This window comes from candidate division WOR-3 bacterium, from assembly GCA_016867815.1.
In the GTDB taxonomy this organism is placed as follows: domain Bacteria; phylum Hydrothermota; class Tepidihabitantia; order Tepidihabitantales; family Tepidihabitantaceae; genus UBA2258.
Genome location: VGIR01000030.1, coordinates 15,348 through 33,299 on the forward strand (window position 1 = coordinate 15,348; position 17,952 = coordinate 33,299).

Genomic DNA, 17,952 nt, shown 5'->3' on the forward strand with positions numbered 1-17,952 from the left:
TCACCAAGTGTCGATGTCGTCGAAGTACAGCTTCCAGAGCTCGGGGTTGAAGAGCGCCTCTCCAACGGTGAAGTCCTTCACGAGAAAAAAGATGCGCTTCCGGATTCGCATGAATCCCACCTGGTCGAGAATGCGGAGGAGGCCGACTTCGCGGCACTTGAAGTTCAATGCAATCGACAGGATCGTGAAGGCTCGCTCCCCCCGAACCTTCTTGACAAGGGCATCCAAGGCGCCCCGCACGAAGGCCGGGTCATCACAGTCGGTCAGCGGGCGTCCGATCACCAGTTCTTTGACCCTTCCGCGGAACTTCGCTTTGAGGTCGAACCTCGCGTGGCGCCCTCCTTTGGCATAGTGATAGAAGAAACGGCGTTCCCGACTCATGTAGCCACCGCGCCACGAGTCGAAACTTGGGTCCTGAGTGAGGATGAAGCCTTCCCAAGTGGGGCCACAAAGCGTGGGCTCCCGTTCTCTTCCGAGTGTGCACCTCGTGAGATCTGTTCCTCTGCTCAGCACTGAGAGGGGCGACAGGGGCAGCACGAGCCAGTTCAGGTCGACGGTGTTCGACCATCCGTCACGGATGAGGTTCCCGTAGGACGGCTCTATCGGGAATCCGAAGACGAAATCGATCGATCTTGTACTGCGCACTACGTCCATGTACGTTAGAAGACGGCGGAATATCCCCTGTCCTCGATAGTCTGGATGCACGATGGAGTTTCCGGATTGGTATGAGTTCTGCATCCGACCAGCCAACATATATGGCCAGCGAAAGAAGCTCTGGAACCCGACCACCTTCCGATCGTCCAAGGCAACGATACGAATGGCGCTGTCACGCTGGTAGGGGTGTTCATAGAAGGCCCTTGTCAAGCGGTCCTGCGATTCCCAATCGACGCCATACTCCCGGCTGATCATATCCACGACCTGATTGTGCATCCACGGCTCGAAAAGCCCGATCCGCAACTCGCCGGGCCGAGTCACTTGCGCCCTGCTCTGCGCGTGCGCAGTCTGTCGCGGATCTTCGCGCTGAAGGGGATATTGCCGAAGTCGGGCCGCAACGAAGTGTCCCTATAGAACTCCACCGTTTCGGGGCGCACCAGCCTGTGTACGCGAATGCCGTCAATTCTGCCGCGCACAGCGGTATTCACCAACCGCGCAGCAAGCCAGGGGCCGACTCGGCTACACTCGTGTATCACCACGCCGATGAGGAAACGCGCGCCATAGAGCGTTGCCATGGGCCGCGGAAAGTGCTTGAATAGGACCCTGACGAAGTTGTATGTCCAGTTCTCGGCCCGCAAGCTATCGTTTCCTCCGGGTTGAGGACGCGAATGGTGCTCAGCGACCATGTCGGGCAGATAGATTGTGCCGTAGCCGGCTGCGTGCGCTCGAATGGAGAAGTCCAACTCCTCCGCCCCGAACGTGCATAGCTCGTCGAATTCTCCCACCCGCATTAGCACTTCGCGTTTCAGCGCATGCGCGGCTCCAGCGAAGTTGGCAACTGGTCGAGCCACCGTTCCATGGTCGTTGACCCAATCACCGGAGATCGGATTGAGGACTTTGAAAGCCAGTAGCCCGCATCTCTCACGCGCGGCGAAAAGGCTTGGGACCGCGCGCAGTACCTCCGGCCGCATTGACGTGTCGTCGTCGAGAAGAACCAAGTACTCACCTTGCGCGACCCTCAGACCGTCATTCCGCCCGCCCGCAACGCCCCGGTTCACGGGATTCAGAACCAGCTTGAGGCCCGGATAGGATTCCGCGAGTCTGTTGAGCGCGTCCCGGGAACCATCGACGGAAGCATTGTCCACGACGATCAACTCGAACATGGACGGGTCCAACGTCTGCAGAAGTGCACCGAGGTGTTTCTCGAGAAGCAAACGACGGTTGCGAGTCAGGATGATGACCGAAACCAGAGGGGCATTGGGGCCTGCCATCAGTCGGTTGGCCCCCTCTCAGTAGCATGCGGCGGAATCGCCGATCCGCCGGCGCGGTCATCGATGAATGCGGCACTAGACAAGGCCCTGCGTATCTTCTCGCGAATCACAGCTTCGTCGTGATTCTGCCTTGCCACCTCAACCCCTCGCGCCACCAGTTTCTCTTGCAGGACTTCATCAGTTGCCAGCTTGAGCAGGGCACCGGCTAACGGGGCTTTCCCTTCTGTCTCGACTAGGCAAGCCCAACCCTCCCTCTTGGCGTACTCAGCCACTCCGGTCTCGGAGGGGGCGTATACTAGCACCGGTCTCTCGCTCATCATGTAAAGATGGCTCTTTGATGAAACCGCTAGCCGGTTTGTGTTCGCATGCTTGGGGTTGAAGGACTCGGGAAGGAGCAGAATATCGGCTCCCCTCAGGTAGGACGGAAGCTCCTCATGAGACGGCGCTGGGAGGATGTTCAGAACACTGGACCGCGAGAGGATCTGTGCGAATTCGGGAGCCACGCCTGACGCAAGGGCGGTCACTTGAACATCAAGCCCCGCAGTGCGCAGCTCCTCAGCGGCACCGCACAAATCCAAGACGGGGCCGCACCGCTGAGAGTTCAGTGCGCCAGCATACACCAACGAAACTCGGCATTCATCGGCCACACGCCTGATCGGCGCTCGGCTGAACCTTCTTGGATCGTCGCACATCATGATTGGCTCGAAATCGACACCATACCTACGATGGAACTCGCGCGACATCGCATCCCCATTGGAGAGTCTTGATGAGGCAGCCATGACCAGTTCCCTCGCCGCTCGGCGAACCGGCGGTCTCAGCACCGCGCGGAATGGCGAACTCGAGTAAAGGTCCTTGGGCCAGTCGTCTCCCGTGTGAAAGCAGACCGGCACTCCCAAGGTACGGTGTATCATGACGGGAAGCCAGGCAAAAGCGAGGTTGTACCCTTGGCAGTAAACGACTTCGGGAGCGAAATCCTGCACCCACTTGACTAGTCGGGGAGAAAGAACAGGCTGAAAGAATAGCTCCCACAGCCCCGAATTGACGAGGACGGTACTCATACGTCGGCGTAATGATGAGCTGTTTCGGCGATGGAGTTCATCGAGAGTACGGGCTGGCAATGCTGACAAACCAACATGTCCTTGCGAAGACCGCTTCAGTTTGAAGAAGAGCTTGCCCCACCGTCTTTCCTCTGGGCCCAGCCTGAAAGTGCGCCCGCAGAATCTGGAGTCACCGACCTCACCGCCGGAGTATATTTGGGCCAGTCTGTCTTTCGGCCATCCAGCGAACCAGCCTCGGAAGGACACGCCATGCTGGTCGGCCTCGTTGATGCAGGCCGCATAGACGATCAGCGTTCTGGGATAGACCGGCGACTCGGCCCCCCCGACGGCCTTGGCCTGACCGCAGGAGGGGCCCAGATGACCTCGGCTTCGCACCGCGTCAAGTCGCTTGCCCTCCATCTACTGGCTGTCCTCCCAAACGCGTCTGAGAAAGGCGAACGTCTCCTCGGCGCATCGCTTCCATGTGAAATCGATGGAGCGTTCGTAGGCCTTCTGACCGCAGATTCGTCGCTTCTCTTCGTTTGTGGCGAGCGACGTCAGCGTACCTGCAATGCTCTCAGGGCTCTCGGGGTCGAAGTACACGCCGGCGTCCCGCAGGATGTCGGGCAGGCCGACCCTGTCCGAGCTTGCGATTGGCAGTCTCGCGCCCATTGCCTCCAACAACGTGTTCGGAAAGCACTCGCAAGAGGACGCGAAGACGAAGATGTCCGCATTCCGGTACTCAGGCAGGAGAGCTTTCGTGTCCAGCGGACCGATGAGTTCCACATGTCCGCCCGCGTTCTCTTGTCGGATTGCGCGCTCAAGCGGCCCGGCGGCTGACGTAGAGACTCCGCCGACGAGCCTCAGACGAACGTTCAGCCCCGTCTGATTCCTCGTAAGCCCCACCGCCCGTACCAGTTCCGGCCCGTGTTTGTAGTGGTACAAGTACGAAACGTACAGAACAGTCACAACGCTGCCAATGTCGTAGGAGCGCGACTCTTGGATTCTGAAGGCTTCGTCCAGTCCGTGCGGGACGACTGTGCTCATCCGGATGCCGGAGACTTGGGATGTGACGACCTCCCGTGAATGTCGTGAAACGAAGATGACACCGGCACTCCGGCGGAAGGAAGCGGCGTGATTCCGGCGGTACCTGAGGAAGAGCTCATACTCTGGAGTGCCCCGGTAGTGCTCCAGTTCGGCTCGGTCGAACGGCAGCAGGTTTCGGCACATCGTGACGGCGACTGACTTGCGGAGATAGACACGGAGTTGCCCAGAGGGAAAAAACTCAACGTCGGGTCGTAGCCGCCGCACAAGTCGCGGGTAGGCCCACAAGTGCCACAGATACCGCTTCAGCCGGGTTCGGCTTGCGGGCCAGTGATGCGTAATCACACGAACTCCATCATCCAGCCGTCCGAGCTTCTCGTAGAACTGTGTCGAGCAGACGAAGTAGATATCCATGTCCGAAGGGATGGCACCGGTCCCGAGCAGCCCTTTGCAGTGCCTGACAAACCCACCGCTCCCACCGATGTCGCCGTAGATGAGCAGCCGCACCTATATTAGCCTCTGCTACCCTCCACGCGCTGCGTAGAACGGGGCACGTCGAGGGATTGGCGACTTCCTGTCTTCACTCTTGTGCGCCACACCGTCCGACTGCTCTGAACGTATCCTCGGGATGCGGCACCGGCTATCGCAAGCATGGCAAAGGTGAAGCCCAGGAAGTGCCCATTAAGGAATGTCGGCCACAGGACTTCGCCCGTGAACCCCGCTACGAGGAGTCCCGCGTAGGCAGCCCGAGGGCCAGCGAGGTCTGGCAGGGAACCACGCAGCAGCCTAAATGCAGTCAAAAGCAGCATGAGATACAGCGCCAGCCCGAGGACGCCCCCCTCCAGCAGGGACTGCAGGTACATGTTGTGAGCGTTGCCGGGGACGCCTGGGATTCCCATCTCACCCATACCCCACCCAATGCCGGTTATCAACACCTCAGGGTTGGATCGCACGTACTGCACTGTATCGGTCCAGCGGATTGTGCGTCCGGACAGGGTCGGATCCTGTTGGCGATTCAGTATTGATGCGGACCGTCTTTGCGCATACGCGCCGACCTCCTCGTCAGTCTGGCCTAGGATACGGGGGGCGATCACCGCGAAAACGATGGCTGCGGCTAGCGTGAAGACAAACCTCCTGACGCTCGTGGCAGATGCCGCCACGAACATAGTTGCGAAGCCGACAGTTGCGCCACGAGACCCCGTTAGGAAAACCACTACGGCGGCAACGGCTATGAGCGGGACCCGGAACGCCGCCGCCGGTTTGCGGCCAGCGAGGAGGAGTGCGGTGAAGACCGTTAGGTAGTTTACCATGCCGCCCGCGTTTATGCCGATCGGGCCAAATGGGCGGTGGGGTCCATTCATTGAGCGCACCGCTCCCCACGGACTGTCGGCGGGCAGGTGCGCGGCCAGCATCGCGCCTGGAAACAGTCCCGTTGCCTGCCCGAGAGCAACCGCCACGATGAATGCCGTCACAGCATAGACTGCGCTGGAGATCCTGGCAAGATGCTGAGGAGAAAACGCCATGCCGCGGATGCAGTGCCATACTACGCCGAACTCGACGAGTCGGAGCGTCTGGTAACTCCCGGCTAGGCCCGCGAGAGTCGGTCCCTGAGGACTTGTGAAGCTGGTATAGACGGTGCTGGCAAGGGCCATCGTTACTCCGAGCACAAGGAGTCTCCAAAAGGACCGCTCTGTCCTGTCCATGGGGTTGACGAGCTGTGATCGGGAAAGGTGCACCGCGACGAGGAACAGTGTGGCCAGGTCACTCAGTACGGGCCACAAGTACATGCTGCGCGTGAACGCGACTATCGGGAAGGTGAAACCCTGACTCAGTATATACACAACGACTGCGGCTAGCTGGAGGTTATCGGCGTACTGCACCTCCTGGGCTGGCGCCGCCGTGCACGAGGTGAAGTTCGACCTCCCTATCAGGGCATCTCCTGCTGAGCCAGCAACAGGCGTAGTTCGTCGAGTCATCTCAGGAGTTCATTACGCAGATCGTCGGTCGGGAGTACGCCGAGCTCTGTCACTTGGCAGCAATCTACTCTCGTAGAGCCCGAGCATCCTTTCCACATACATCCCGAACCTGAACTTTGGGGGAATACTCCCGGTTCTGCTTGTGTGGTTGCCTTGACCAGCGAGTGCTGTTAGTACCCCATCCGCGAAAGCAGCGGCGTCGCCGGGTGGTACGAGGGACACGCGTTCCGACTCTCTCGCGATCTCACGAAGCGGCCCGATGTCGCTGGCGACGACCGGCAAGCCAGCCGCAAGGGCTTCAAGAACTGCACCCGGCAGACCCTCGCTTTTTGACGGCAAGAGCAGGCAGTCACTTGCTTGCAGGAGGCGCGGTACGTCGCGGCGCAGCCCGGCGAAGTGAACGGAGCCCTCCAGGCCTCCATCCGTGACGCGACTGCGAATCCTCCCAAACAGGGGACCGTCACCAACAAGCAGGAAATGCACGCTTCCGTGTCTTTCGGCTACGCTCTGAACCACGGAGATTAGCATCTCGTGGTTCTTAGCGGGCAGAAAGCTACCAACGTGGATAACTACGTGGGCGGCCAGCGGAATCCCGAACTCACTGAGAGTCTCTGCCCTATCGTAGCGAACGAGAAATGGCTGGGGGTCAATGCCGTTGTACAGGATTGTCGCGCGCGGGTCCCTCTGCCACTCCGCGCCCATGTAGGCTTCCATCGCACCTTCAGAAACGGCGACGATCCTTGTTGCGTATCGCCGGGTCCATGCCATGAGTAGCTTGCTGGCCCAGTGCCAGTAGACGCCGGGGCGGGGTGAATTTGCACCGCGCCAGTGTTGTATTCGAAGTGGGACGCCCTCTTTCGCCGCGGCCCGGAGATGGATTCCTGAGAGATGATTGACATGGCAGTGGATGATATCGTAACGGCCATCCCGGAGCAGCAGTCGGAAACGCTCGGATGATTCAAGGATGTTCCTTGTCACTCTGCAATGCGTGATTCCGAAGCCGAGCCCACGAATCCGGTCATCGTAGGCCCCTGGGTCAGGGCCGAACGCGCAGAAGTCGAGGTGATACTCGGACGAGTTCAGGGTAGCCGCGAATTCGAGAACACGAGTCTCTGCTCCTCCCACGTTCGTTGTGCCGATGACCTGCAGTACGCGAATCATGTGGTCGACAGCGAACCTGATGATGCCCTAATCAGGTTGCCTCATGTCTGGCAGGTCCAGAGCATCTGCGAGCAGGCAATACTGGGGCCAGAAATGCCCTTCATGCCATCGCAGCGAAGCGTCCCAGAACCCGGGGCACTCGCGCACTGCGGCGTCTACGTAGGTGTAGCTGAGTTCGCACAGCGATGGAGAACGATCGGAATCGTAGAGAAAATCGTAGGCCATGGACTGGAATCGGAAGAAGCTCGATATCTCGAATGCCAATCGGACGAAGCGCAAGTCAATCATATCCCTGTCCCAGTTCATTCTCCCGCTACCTGACGCCCTGAAGTCCTTAGGTCCGTTGTACCGCCGGAAGGCGAACGCCCGGTCCCCGATGACTGTCACCCGTGTGTCGTAGTCATTGCCGGGCAGATATCGCTGAAACAGAACGTAGTTCTTGTGAAGCTCCCGGCCCGGTGTCGCCCGGCGAGGGTGCAATTTCAGACGAGCGCCTGCGGCCCAGCCGTATAGAGTCCTCCAAGGATTGTTACCGATGCGGCGGACAACACTCAAGGGAACATTGCCTGAGGTCATGCCGGACTTGAACATTCTTCGAATCAGCCTCCGCCCAGAAGGCCTGTCTTTGACGAGAACGACATTTGAGGACCCTGCTCCTCCCCGGAGCTTGAACACAAGTGGCAAGTCGGCCGCTTCCATCCAATCCAGCGCTTGGTTAAGATCCCAGAACACCCAACTCTCCGCCATCGGGTACCCGTGGAGTCTCATCATGTAGTACTCCCTTATCTTGTCATCGTAGGCCCAGCAAGTCCTCATGTTGGGCAGGCAAGGAACTTCCAGCTCCAGTTCAACCAAGGGAATCACCGAAAGAGCCAGTTGCCTCTCGTAGTATTCATGTCCCCACCAGTAGATAAAGAGGTCCAGATTCCGGACTCGGTCCCAGAATGACGGCTCGCCGACGTCCAGTCGGATGTGTTCAAGTCGGTTGTGGTCCAGAATCGCCTCGAAACGGTGGGCAAACCGCGCGTGTCGCGTTGGGTAGGCCGTGTGTACGCCGACTAGCACCAGCGATCCTCCACCCAAGTCCGCCGCCGTGGCACGTTCATGATCCCGTGGCTATCTGACTAGCGCTTGCCTGCGCAGAAGATTCCTAGCTAGGGCTCGATCGCCGGGTTGCAGCACAAGAGAGTATACGACGACTCCATACAGGCCCGACAGAAGCGTCACTAAGCTAATCAGGCCGGGCCAGGTCCGTATCGCCCAGACCTGGGATATTCCGTAGGCCAGGGCGCCAAGGACGACTGCACCGACGATGCCCGGAATCAAAGGAAGCAGGAGAGCAAGCCATCGTGTCTTCATAATTGCTGCTCCGTAGGCGGGCATGAATACTGCCCTGTTCAAAGTCAGCGCCAACGCACCAGCGACGGCGATGCCTGAGATTCCCCAACCACTCCACTTGGCTAAGGCAAGCGCGAGCGCGATCTGGATCAGTCCAGTGATCAGGGTAATCGTGCTGGGCCAGCGAACCTTGTTCAGTGCGATAGCCGCTTCTCCTATCGGGGCGACCGCCAAGTTGACGCAGAGCGGAAAGATCATGATGGACAGCACAGTAGCCACGCCCTGAAACGAGGGACCCAACCACAGAGCAAGGAAGGGTTTGGCTAGACCGCACAGCAGGCCAATGGGCAGTGCCATTAGTAGACCCAGGATATTCATTGCCCGGCGCGTCACCGCCAGTGTGCCGGCCATACCATCGCAGGCATATCCGGCCACTGCAACCGGAGTGATGACGCGAACCATGGTGCTTGCCATGGAGCGAGTGAGTACCGACAGCTGCAGGAGGGGCGCGTACGTCCCTGCAGCGAGTGGGCCGAGGATCAGATTGGCAACGACAATATCGGTGCCCACATGGGCCATGAAGCCGACCTGCCCCAGCGTCAGCCAGCTCCCCATGCCTATCATGTCGACGACCAACGAACGGCTGGAAGTCCACGGTCGGATGTGCAACTGAGGGGTCAGATGGCGCCAGATGACAATGCTGCCAACCAGCGATACAAGGACGCCCGCCAGAATCCCGGTCCCCACATGCCACAGCGAAGGCGTGAGGGCCGCGAAGAGTGCGACGACTACACCCCGGTTCAACAAGAGACTGGCGACACCGACTGAGTTCTGCAGGTCAAAGCGACTCCTGGCGAACGAAGAAACCTGAAAAGCGCTCCCGAGTGCTGTGACCAGAAAGCCCCCCGCAGTAGCTGCGAATAGCCATCTGAAGGCGATTTCCTGGCCACTGGGAATCCTGAAGAGACGAGGAGCTGCGAAGACTAGCGCCAAGGAGATTGGCAGGATAGCGGCCGCAACAAGCGCACCGCCGGACAGAGCAGAGTTAAAGGTCCGATTCGCCGCAGCATTGTCCCCCCGCGCGAGTTCCATGGTCAAATACCGGCTCGCGGCGCTGTTGAACGACCCCGTCAGGACTCCGAAGAAATTCGTAACTGATGTCGCCAACGCTATGAGCCCGTAGACCGCAACACCCAAGTGGCGAATTGCGTACGGCACAAACCATAGACTCACTAGGGACGGCAGCACGACGAAAGCGCCATTTGAGACGACGTTGCGCAACAGATATCGGCGTGCTTCCGCTCGTGCGTCGGAGGAGGGCGCCAATCGCGAGGTCACAGGGATTGTGCCGGACCACGGGTGATTGGCCGCCCGTCGCCAGATTCATCACATACGCACCACTGACCGGTGCTGGTGCCCCATCCAGATGTGGCGGTCATCAGGAGAGCTCACAATACCCTCGCCAACCGGCAGGCGGGACAAGAGGCCGCCCAGACCATTTGGCCCAGGGCTGGACGAGAAGCTCGCCGTTGACGAACGCGGTGACTTCGGTGTTTGGGAATTCTGCCAACGGGTATGTGAATCCCGTGAATCCTTCACGAATAACCGGCAGCCGCCGCCAGTCGAAACCGACAAGATGTGCGTGGACATAGTCTGCAGCAACGGGATTGGTGGAACATGTCACAGTGCCAAGATTCCTAGGGACGGGAGACAGAGGACCCTCGCCTTCACCAGCCACGATCGCGTCGGTGATGAAGAGCGTGCGCCGTTGCGGCACTTCGGACAGTGTGCCGTCCTCTCTGCCGTACATGAGAATGCGATTCAGGTCGAGGCAAGTGCGCCAGATCGTGTCGTTGCCGTGCCAATTGCCTTCAATATTGCGGTCCGCCCCGCGGGCCTCCGCCATCTGCCGCGCTCGGCGTGCGCCGAACAGGGCCGCTGCTCGAACAAGCCCGTCCGAGCGATTGGCGACGTCCAAGAGGCTTTCTGCGTAGCTCTTCAGGCGAGAGGGGACGGCATAGCAGTCGCCCCGCTCAAGGCTACTCCCCTTGCGATGATGCGGGAGGAAGTCCTTCCGTCCGCAGATACCGATAGTGTTCTTCAGCGCAGCCGTGATGCCAACCTTCGTGTGAGTCTTTAGCTTCGGGACGCTGACAATAACATCCGCCGCGATTGCTTCGCGCGCGACCGCGTAGCGATGCACACCGGGCCCGTGGTTCTTCCTGAGAACGTCCGGGTTGTACATGGTCACGCGGAATCTCTCGGGATCGCGTGAGAGCGGCTGTAGAAGGCTGGCTTTCCCCAAGTCGAAGATGATGTAGTCGTCTTCCGTTCGGCAAGGCGCGGCCCGCTGATCTTGGATTCCGGATTCCGTCAGCGTAGTCATACGGAAGTCGACCCACTCGACGGGCGGGCATCTTTCGGCGAAGTGCTTAGCAATCGAGTCATGTCCGGAAAGCTGCAGCAGTCGCCCCATGTCGCATCCTTGGACAGGCGCGTCACCAACTATGACGCGCGCGGGACGGGCAAGAAGAACATAGTCGAGCACGGGCTTGAGCACCGCCGGATGCGTTACGAGGCAATCCAGTCCTTGGCCGCTCAGATTTGAGTGACGGACCAGATTCGGCTTGACAAGCACCGTCTCCCCGGGACGGATGCAACTGCCCAGAGGATTCCATGAGGGCAGACCGTAGTTGGACCGGTCCATCCCTGCCGCTGCCAGGCACGCCCGAACCGCTGAGTAGACTGGATTCGCCTTGTTCGCCACTGGACCCGTATATTCAGGGTGCGCCGTGTCAGGCGCAAACCCACTTTCAGAAGAAGGGTACCCTTCGATCGCGGCATCCCGCACAACTGCGACCGAGCGATCTTGGGTGGAGTCTGACACTTCCGTATTCACGAGACTGCATCAGCCATCACGTAGGAGGGAGAGACTTGTTGACGCGACGACGCACCAAGCGCGAAACAGCCCCCGTCGTGTTGGTGAGGTTGCCGGCTGTCGTTCACGCCGCCACGAACCACGGGGGTCCCGGGCCGGAACTGGTCGGGCGCGACGCGGTTGGCTGTACTCTGACGTATCACCACAACTTACCCAGTCTGAAGTCCCATTCCCTCGGAGTTAGCCTCCCGAGGCCGCCCTCCGGGTTCATCGTGATTTCCCCGAACAGAATTCTCTCAGGGTCCGGGGCGTACAGGTCGACGCGACAGAAGTCGAAGCCAACACTGAGCCGCTCGGCGACCCTGACCATCTCTGCAAGACGCGGAGGCCTCGGAACGGCTCCACGGCGTGGGTATAGAAACTGTATACTAGTATCCCTCCATTCGCGATCGAAGAGGACTCTGGTGTGCTCTCCGAATCTACCCAAGTCCACCTGAACAAGGTGCACTGACCCGTGGAAACAGAAGAACTTGTAGTCCACGGGCACGCCGTGCTCTCTATCCTCGATAAACCTCTCGACCAGTATCAGCGGAGCAATCCTGTCGTAATGCGTTTCGTGACTGCGCGTAGCCTTGCTGTACTTGTGGCTAAGCCAATCCCAACACAGCCGGATGACCTCCTTTCGGTCCAAGGTTCGCTTATCCGTAACAAAGATGTTCCACCCGCTCCCGTGATTCGCCTTGATGACGAACTGGTCAGGTAGGTCGTCGAATGGGATTCTCTCCGGGTCATCCGTGGTGAAGTAGACCTCGTTGAGGATGTTGGCAGGACCCCTTTCCGCGACATACTGCCGCACGCGCCACTTGTCTGAGACGAGTGATGCCAAGGGATGCGGCACGAGCAGTTGCCGGTGAGCGATCTTCTCATTCAGAGTCCTCGGGTTGCGGATGTTCGGCCAATAGCCCAGATTGAGCAGCATTTGGACAGACTTGTAGGTCATTGGTGAAAGCACCGGATGGAGGACCTCGACGAACTTGCTGAACTTGGCCGCTGCGATCTGAGCTGCCCAGCCTGGGCCTTCAGTCTTCCAGTGGTCAACGGCGCGTCCAAGTTGCTGCCGAAACGAGACGATGCTCACTGGGTCCGTTCCGCAGCGGCCAGACTGTGAGCGGCGAAGACCTCGCCCGCGTGCGGTGTGTGCGAGTCCCCAATGTGGATGCAGGTACGTTCTGGTCTGTCTGGGCATTCTGCGGCGGCGAGAATCGGCGAAGGAGGGGTCATCTTTGCCCCCAGCGGTGGCATTGGCGGTTTTTTTTGGGGGGGGCAGAGGGCCGTGAAGCCAGAAAGGAAAATGAGAGGCGAGAGGAAGGAGGCTTGAGGAGCGGATGGGGATAGTCCGCGGCCAGGACGGCATCCTCCGGAATAGTCCTTACGACCCGTGCAGGAGATCCAGCCAGGAGGCTGTGTGCTGGATAGACGCCGGCTCGCACAACGGAGTACGGTGCAATGATGCAGCCCTCCCCGATCTGCGCTCCCTTGAGTACCAGAGATCCCAAACACAGCCAACAGGAGTCGCCGATTGACACGGGAGCCGGGACGTCCTGCAGCTTGTGCCGGAATCGCGAATGCTCCAACGCGGCCGAATGTCCGTGCGCGTCGAGCACCTGACTGCCCGCGGCGAATAGGCACCTCTTGCCGATGGTGATGCCTAGCCATGCATGTATACAGCAGCCGTGACGCCGACTTTCCGCCCCGATCTGTATGCACGCGCATGGGCGGTCTGCCAGAATCGTAACGGGATAGCTCATCCCTGCGTGATAGCCGCACGGCAAGGAATTCAGGAGAACGCCGTCGCCACACTCGACCTTGGCGCCTGCAGTGATGTAGATCCGCGGCCGCCCCGCCACCCTACAAGCAGTCCCGATAGACATGCCCTTGCGTCTGCACTCGGCCAGCAATAGCGAATTCATGAACCTGTCCCACGACGCGCGCGCAACTGCAAATGGCGAAGCGAGGAAACTACCTCTCATCTGAACCCGGTCCGTTCGGGAAGCAGGCTCTCCTGCCAGTCTTGGGGGATGTCAACCGCGCCCCATTCAGCACGGCGTGGTACTCGCATATGTCGCCACTGCGTTTGTGTAGCCCGCAAGTCGAACACACACCGTTCATATACGACAGTTGTCACGGAACCAGACGACGAAACGTTCAACCCCGACTTCGACAGGGATGCTGGGCGCGATGCCCGTCGGGTGACAGAGGGAGAGGTGGAGGCTACGGAAGAGACAGAGGAAGGAGGACGGAGCGATGAGGAACGATGAACGCGGAGTGATGAGTGCTGAGTCATGAGTGAGAAAGGTGGACAGAGGAACGCGGAACGATGAGTGCTGAGTGATGAACGCTGAGCGAGGAACTCCGAACGTGACGATCAACGACGTACAATAGACGATGAACGGCTTGCGCTTGTGCTTGAGCCGGCGCGCAGGCTTGGCGCGGGCCAGGTGGCTACAGGGCGTCGACGAGTTGGGCCAGCGGGATGACCTCGACGTCGGTCGCCAGTCGGTAGCGCTTGAAGCCCGGATAGGCGACGAGCAGCGTGACGAGCTTGAGGTCGGCCAGCGCGATGCGCTGGACGTTGTCAGCCGGGGCGCGTCCAGATAGCGTTCCCCGGTCCTGGGGTCCGCTTCGATAATGAACAGGCGGTACTTCATGTTAGCGTTGCAGCGCCGGCCAACCCGGCGACTGAACTTTAGCCGAAGCATCGCCACCGGTCAAGAACAAGCGAGCGGGTTCGGACAATGCAGAAGTCAGATTCAGAAACCAGAATTCAGAATTGCCGCGCCGGATTCTCACCACAGAGACACCAAGACGCGACGAGGAATGGCGCACCAGCCAAGGATAGTTCAGAAGCCAGAATCCAGAAAGCAGAATTCAGAATTGAGGACTCGGAGCATACGACCACGGATATACGGATGGACACCGATTGGGGCATGGAAGGGACGGAGCTTGGCCACGAAGACAGGCGCGGCTGCGCCGCGAGTTCCCAGGTGCCAGTTTGCAGTTTCGGAAGAACCAGAAACGATAAACGAACAACGAAGAACGAGATATATCCACAGATTACGCAGATTCATACAGATTCCGGACGGAGTGAACCGCCAAGTACGCCAAGAACGCCAAGACGGGACGCGGAACGGAAGAGAACCGCAGTGTGGCGCAGATGCCGGACTCGGAGACCAGGAACCAGAGACTAAAGACCATGGACCAGGACTGAGGACGGAGGACTGAAGACTGGAAACCAGAAACTAAGAACCAGAAACCAAGAACTAGAAACTAGAAACAGAACACAGGGCCGAGGCCGGAGACTGGAACGGCGGCTGGAACTTGGTCAAGTACGGAGTCAGGACCAGGGCACGGAACCGGGCCAGGAACGGCGCCTGAGACGGAGCGAGGACCAGGGACTGGAACACGGTCCGGCGCGGAGCCTGGAAGAGGGCCGAGTCCGGGGGCGGGGAGAGAGGTAGGTCCGGGGCCTGAGCCGGGGTCAGGAACGATGCCCGGTACGGGGCGAGAACCAGGGGCCGGAACGGGAGCGAGAACGCGGCCTGAAACAGGGCCGAGCAGAGAGTCAGGAACGAGGCCCGGAACAGAGCCAGGCACAAGGCCAAGACCAGGGGTGAGAATTCCCCCTTCCGTATGGGAGGCAGTTTTCGAAGACGGCTAGTCCAGAATTCAGAAACCAGAATTGTGTAACCACGTTCCTGGTTCTTAGTTCTTAGCCTTCAGTCCTTAGCCCGTGTGCCCCTAATCAGATGCTCAAGGCCGTCCTGAAAGGGCTGAGGGCTGGCCAAGCCCAGTCGGTCGCGGAGTACGTCAACCGATGCGAGCGAGTGCTTGACGTCCCCGGGCCGAGGTTTGTCGTAGACCGGCTCGACCTTCCTGCCCACAATGCGGCAGATTTCACTCACGAGAAAGTTCAGACTGTACCGTTCTCCGACGGCGACATTACAGAGAAGAAAGGGAGAGGTTGAGGCCAAGGTTGAGATTGAGAGCGGAGTTTCCTCCCCGGCCTTAGCCTCAGCCTTAGCCTTGACCTGTGCCGCCAGCGGCACTTCGCACGCTGCGAGATTCGCCGCGACGACGTTGGCGACCGGTGTGAAGTCACGGGACTGCTCGCCGTCGCCGTACACGACCGGTTTCCGGCCTTCGCGAACTGCAGCAATGAACTTGGGAATGACCGCGGCGTACTGGCTGTTCGGGTTCTGGCGCGGGCCGAATACGTTGAAGTAACGGAGCGCGACGGTCTCGAGGCCATACAAACGACTGAAGACCCGGCAGTAGTGCTCGCCGGCCAGTTTGCTGACAGCGTACGGAGACAGCGGATTCGGCATCATGCCTTCGTGCTTGGGCAGTTCTACCGAGTCGCCATAGACGGACGACGACGAGGCGTACACAACGCGCTTAACGCCGCAGTCCCGGGCGGCAATCAGCACATTGAGCGTACCGGTGGCGCCGACCTCGTGAGTCGTGACCGGGTCCTGCACGGAACGGGGAACCGAGGGCAGGGCGGCCTGGTGGAGAACATAGGTTGAGGTCAAGGTTGAGGTTGAGGAGGAGCGGAAGGAAGAACCGGACATGGCTGAACGGAGGACCTCAAGGGATCGGATGTCACCTTCGATGAGTTCGATGTCCTTGAGAAACGGAGCCAGGTTCTCTCGGCGACCGGTTGAGAAGTTGTCGACTACCCGGACCGTCTCCCCGCGCTTGAGCAGCTCCTCGACGATGCTCGAACCGATGAAGCCCGCGCCGCCGGTAACTACGTAGATCATGGTTCTTAGTTCCTGGTTCTTAGTTCTTAGTTCTTGGTTCCTGGTTCCTGGTTCCTGGTTCCTGGTTACCGGGCTTGAACTTGCTGCCTTTGCGTTCAGTCGTGCGGAGGTATCTGGCCAATCCGCCGATCAGACGCGCATTCTCCTGGGCCAATCCCGCAAGCTCTCGGAACCCGCGGTCATCGATGTACCCCTGGTCCAATGCAACGTAGAGATGAGAACCGACTTCGCCAGCCGAGCCCAGAGCCATCGACAGGAATTGCTGGAATTCTCTGGTGCCGCCTCGTCCATGCCCTTCGGCCACATTCGCCATGACGGACACGCAGGCGCGACGAATCTGGTCGCGCAGCGCACAGTCCCGAGCGAAGGTTCCCTTCGACGTGACGTCGTAGATTCGCCGCGTGAGTTCACGCGCCTTCTTCCAGGCGTCGATCTCCTCGAAGCTCCTGAAGGTGGCCATCGGGTCAGTTCTTAGTTCGTGGTTGCTGGTTCATGGTTCCAAGTTCGTGGTTCCGGGTTCCTGGTTACTGGTTCAGAGAACTGCTCGGGAGGCTTGGCACCAAGGACCACGAACTCCGAACTGCGAACCGCACTCCGGCCGGGTGCTCGGTCCGCCCTGGAACTGGAAACCAGGAGCCTCGAACCAGCGGTTTTCTCCACGCTGGAATAGTACGAAACGCACGAGGAGATTCAAGGAATTCGGGGAGGAGAGTAATCCAGTGTTCTAGTGATAGAGGGTCAAGAGAGAGAAGAGGATTGCGGAGGGCGGGGCGATGAACGCCCATGAACGTGGAGCCGGGAACGAGAGGCCGCAAGCGCCGGCAGATCAGTAGTCAGTCCAGTTCACGTAGTCCCTTGAACCCTCGTAGGAGACAATCCGGCCGGGCACGCCGGCAACAACGGCGTTGTCCGGCACGTCTTTCGTCACCACGCAGTTCGCCCCTATGGCCACGTTGCTGCCGACCCGTACGCTCCCCACCAACTTGGCACCGGGACCGATGTACACGTTGTCACCAATAGTGGCGTAGCCCTGGCGCGGTCCGCGATTCGCCTGACCAACCGTCACACCCTGCGAGATATTGCAGTTCGCACCGATGACGGCGCGGTGGTGCACGACGATCTGGCCAAAGTGCCCGATGTAGAAACCAGGACCTATCCGCGTTCGCCAGGGAATGCTGATGCCGTACTTGAGCGAGTGGTGTCTCAGGATGAGTCGGGCAATATGCCCGAAGCCAAATCTGAGGATCCGGCGACCGCTCAGGAACGCGGCCGTTCTCATCCAGTAGGTGTACTGAAACCCGGGGGTCAGGGCGGCGTGTCGCAGGAAGCCGGAGAGCCCAACTGCGCCCTCGTGACGGCAGAGGTCTGACCGAACTAGATACCGGTACTCAGAGTACGTCATTGGCCTTGGTGTAGTCAGGGCATGCGGGAAGAGAAACGCCCGCGACGGTCAAGCGACTCTGGAATCGGGCTTCAGCGCAAGCGACACGAGGAGCTTTGGGAACGGCAGATGATTCCCAGGTCGCTGTGAACGGACTTCCCGATGGGTACGCGCGCTGCGACGCGAGTCGCGACCTAGCCATTCTCACTCCTTGGGCAAGACAGTGTAGACCGTGCCATCCCTCCGTGCGGCAAGCGTGTCAAGATCAACTCCGGTCGCCAATTCGGACGGTCCAAGCAAGCAGGGTCGGAGGCCGCTGTCGGCCGAGAACCAGGCACGCGTCGCGTTCAGCCGACTCGCCAACTCGCAAGCGACCCTTCGCTGTTGTA

At 59.8% G+C, this 17,952-nt stretch carries 16 protein-coding genes; 1 reads left to right on the plus strand and 15 read right to left on the minus strand.

The genetic code is table 11. The features are described from left to right. The 11 genes from FJY68_06325 to FJY68_06375 form a co-directional block, all read right to left on the minus strand. Nucleotides 1–975 (minus strand): GNAT family N-acetyltransferase, encoded by a 975-nt coding sequence (locus FJY68_06325; protein ID MBM3331454.1) that lies wholly within the window; start codon nucleotides 973–975, stop codon nucleotides 1–3. Continuing rightward, nucleotides 972–1,925 (minus strand): glycosyltransferase, encoded by a 954-nt coding sequence (locus FJY68_06330; protein MBM3331455.1) that lies wholly within the window; start codon nucleotides 1,923–1,925, stop codon nucleotides 972–974. The genes FJY68_06325 and FJY68_06330 overlap by 4 nt, the downstream gene beginning before the upstream one ends. Further along, the gene (locus FJY68_06335; GenBank protein MBM3331456.1) at nucleotides 1,925–2,428 is read right to left on the minus strand and encodes a glycosyltransferase family 4 protein; all 504 of its coding nucleotides are present in this window, start codon (nucleotides 2,426–2,428) and stop codon (nucleotides 1,925–1,927) included. The genes FJY68_06330 and FJY68_06335 overlap by 1 nt, the downstream gene beginning before the upstream one ends. Nucleotides 2,429–3,382: 954 nt before the next feature. Then, complete coding sequence (locus tag FJY68_06340) at nucleotides 3,383–4,513, minus strand: glycosyltransferase family 4 protein (GenBank protein MBM3331457.1); 1,131 nt, start codon at nucleotides 4,511–4,513, stop codon at nucleotides 3,383–3,385. Nucleotides 4,514–4,518: 5 nt separating this feature from the next. Continuing rightward, a complete protein-coding gene (locus FJY68_06345; GenBank protein ID MBM3331458.1) occupies nucleotides 4,519–5,982 on the minus strand; it encodes an O-antigen ligase family protein in 1,464 nt (487 codons plus the stop codon). 12 nt (nucleotides 5,983–5,994) lie between these two features. Beyond that, complete coding sequence (locus tag FJY68_06350; protein ID MBM3331459.1) at nucleotides 5,995–7,143, minus strand: glycosyltransferase family 1 protein; 1,149 nt, start codon at nucleotides 7,141–7,143, stop codon at nucleotides 5,995–5,997. 27 nt (nucleotides 7,144–7,170) lie between these two features. Beyond that, nucleotides 7,171–8,208 carry a hypothetical protein gene (locus FJY68_06355; GenBank protein MBM3331460.1) on the minus strand — a complete coding sequence of 346 codons (1,038 nt, stop codon included), beginning with the start codon at nucleotides 8,206–8,208 and terminating at the stop codon, nucleotides 7,171–7,173. Between the two features lie 51 nt (nucleotides 8,209–8,259). Next, nucleotides 8,260–9,864, minus strand: a complete 1,605-nt coding sequence (locus FJY68_06360; protein ID MBM3331461.1) for a hypothetical protein — start codon at nucleotides 9,862–9,864, stop codon at nucleotides 8,260–8,262. A gap of 55 nt (nucleotides 9,865–9,919) precedes the next feature. Beyond that, complete coding sequence (locus FJY68_06365; GenBank protein MBM3331462.1) at nucleotides 9,920–11,248, minus strand: DUF362 domain-containing protein; 1,329 nt, start codon at nucleotides 11,246–11,248, stop codon at nucleotides 9,920–9,922. Nucleotides 11,249–11,558: 310 nt separating this feature from the next. Beyond that, nucleotides 11,559–12,773, minus strand: coding sequence for a hypothetical protein (locus tag FJY68_06370; protein ID MBM3331463.1), 1,215 nt, complete (start codon nucleotides 12,771–12,773; stop codon nucleotides 11,559–11,561). Beyond that, on the minus strand, nucleotides 12,637–13,389 hold the full coding sequence (locus FJY68_06375; protein MBM3331464.1) for an acyltransferase: 753 nt from the start codon (nucleotides 13,387–13,389) through the stop codon (nucleotides 12,637–12,639). The genes FJY68_06370 and FJY68_06375 overlap by 137 nt, the downstream gene beginning before the upstream one ends. Nucleotides 13,390–13,825: 436 nt before the next feature. Here FJY68_06375 and FJY68_06380 point away from each other — a divergent pair, with 436 nt between their 5' ends. Next, complete coding sequence (locus FJY68_06380) at nucleotides 13,826–14,017, plus strand: hypothetical protein (GenBank protein ID MBM3331465.1); 192 nt, start codon at nucleotides 13,826–13,828, stop codon at nucleotides 14,015–14,017. Nucleotides 14,018–14,679: 662 nt separating this feature from the next. Here FJY68_06380 and FJY68_06385 read toward each other — a convergent pair. The 4 genes from FJY68_06385 to FJY68_06400 all read right to left on the minus strand — a co-directional run bounded on the left by FJY68_06385 (nucleotide 14,680) and on the right by FJY68_06400 (nucleotide 17,584). Then, nucleotides 14,680–15,021: a hypothetical protein gene (locus FJY68_06385; GenBank protein ID MBM3331466.1), complete on the minus strand. Its 342-nt coding sequence runs from the start codon at nucleotides 15,019–15,021 to the stop codon at nucleotides 14,680–14,682. Nucleotides 15,022–15,135: 114 nt separating this feature from the next. Then, the gene (locus FJY68_06390; GenBank protein ID MBM3331467.1) at nucleotides 15,136–16,182 is read right to left on the minus strand and encodes an NAD-dependent epimerase/dehydratase family protein; all 1,047 of its coding nucleotides are present in this window, start codon (nucleotides 16,180–16,182) and stop codon (nucleotides 15,136–15,138) included. A 19-nt stretch (nucleotides 16,183–16,201) separates the two neighbouring features. Then, nucleotides 16,202–16,642 (minus strand): four helix bundle protein, encoded by a 441-nt coding sequence (locus FJY68_06395; GenBank protein ID MBM3331468.1) that lies wholly within the window; start codon nucleotides 16,640–16,642, stop codon nucleotides 16,202–16,204. 366 nt (nucleotides 16,643–17,008) lie between these two features. Beyond that, entirely contained in the window at nucleotides 17,009–17,584 is a 576-nt protein-coding gene (locus tag FJY68_06400; protein ID MBM3331469.1) for a serine acetyltransferase, read from the minus strand. Between the last annotated feature and the right edge of the window lie 368 nt (nucleotides 17,585–17,952).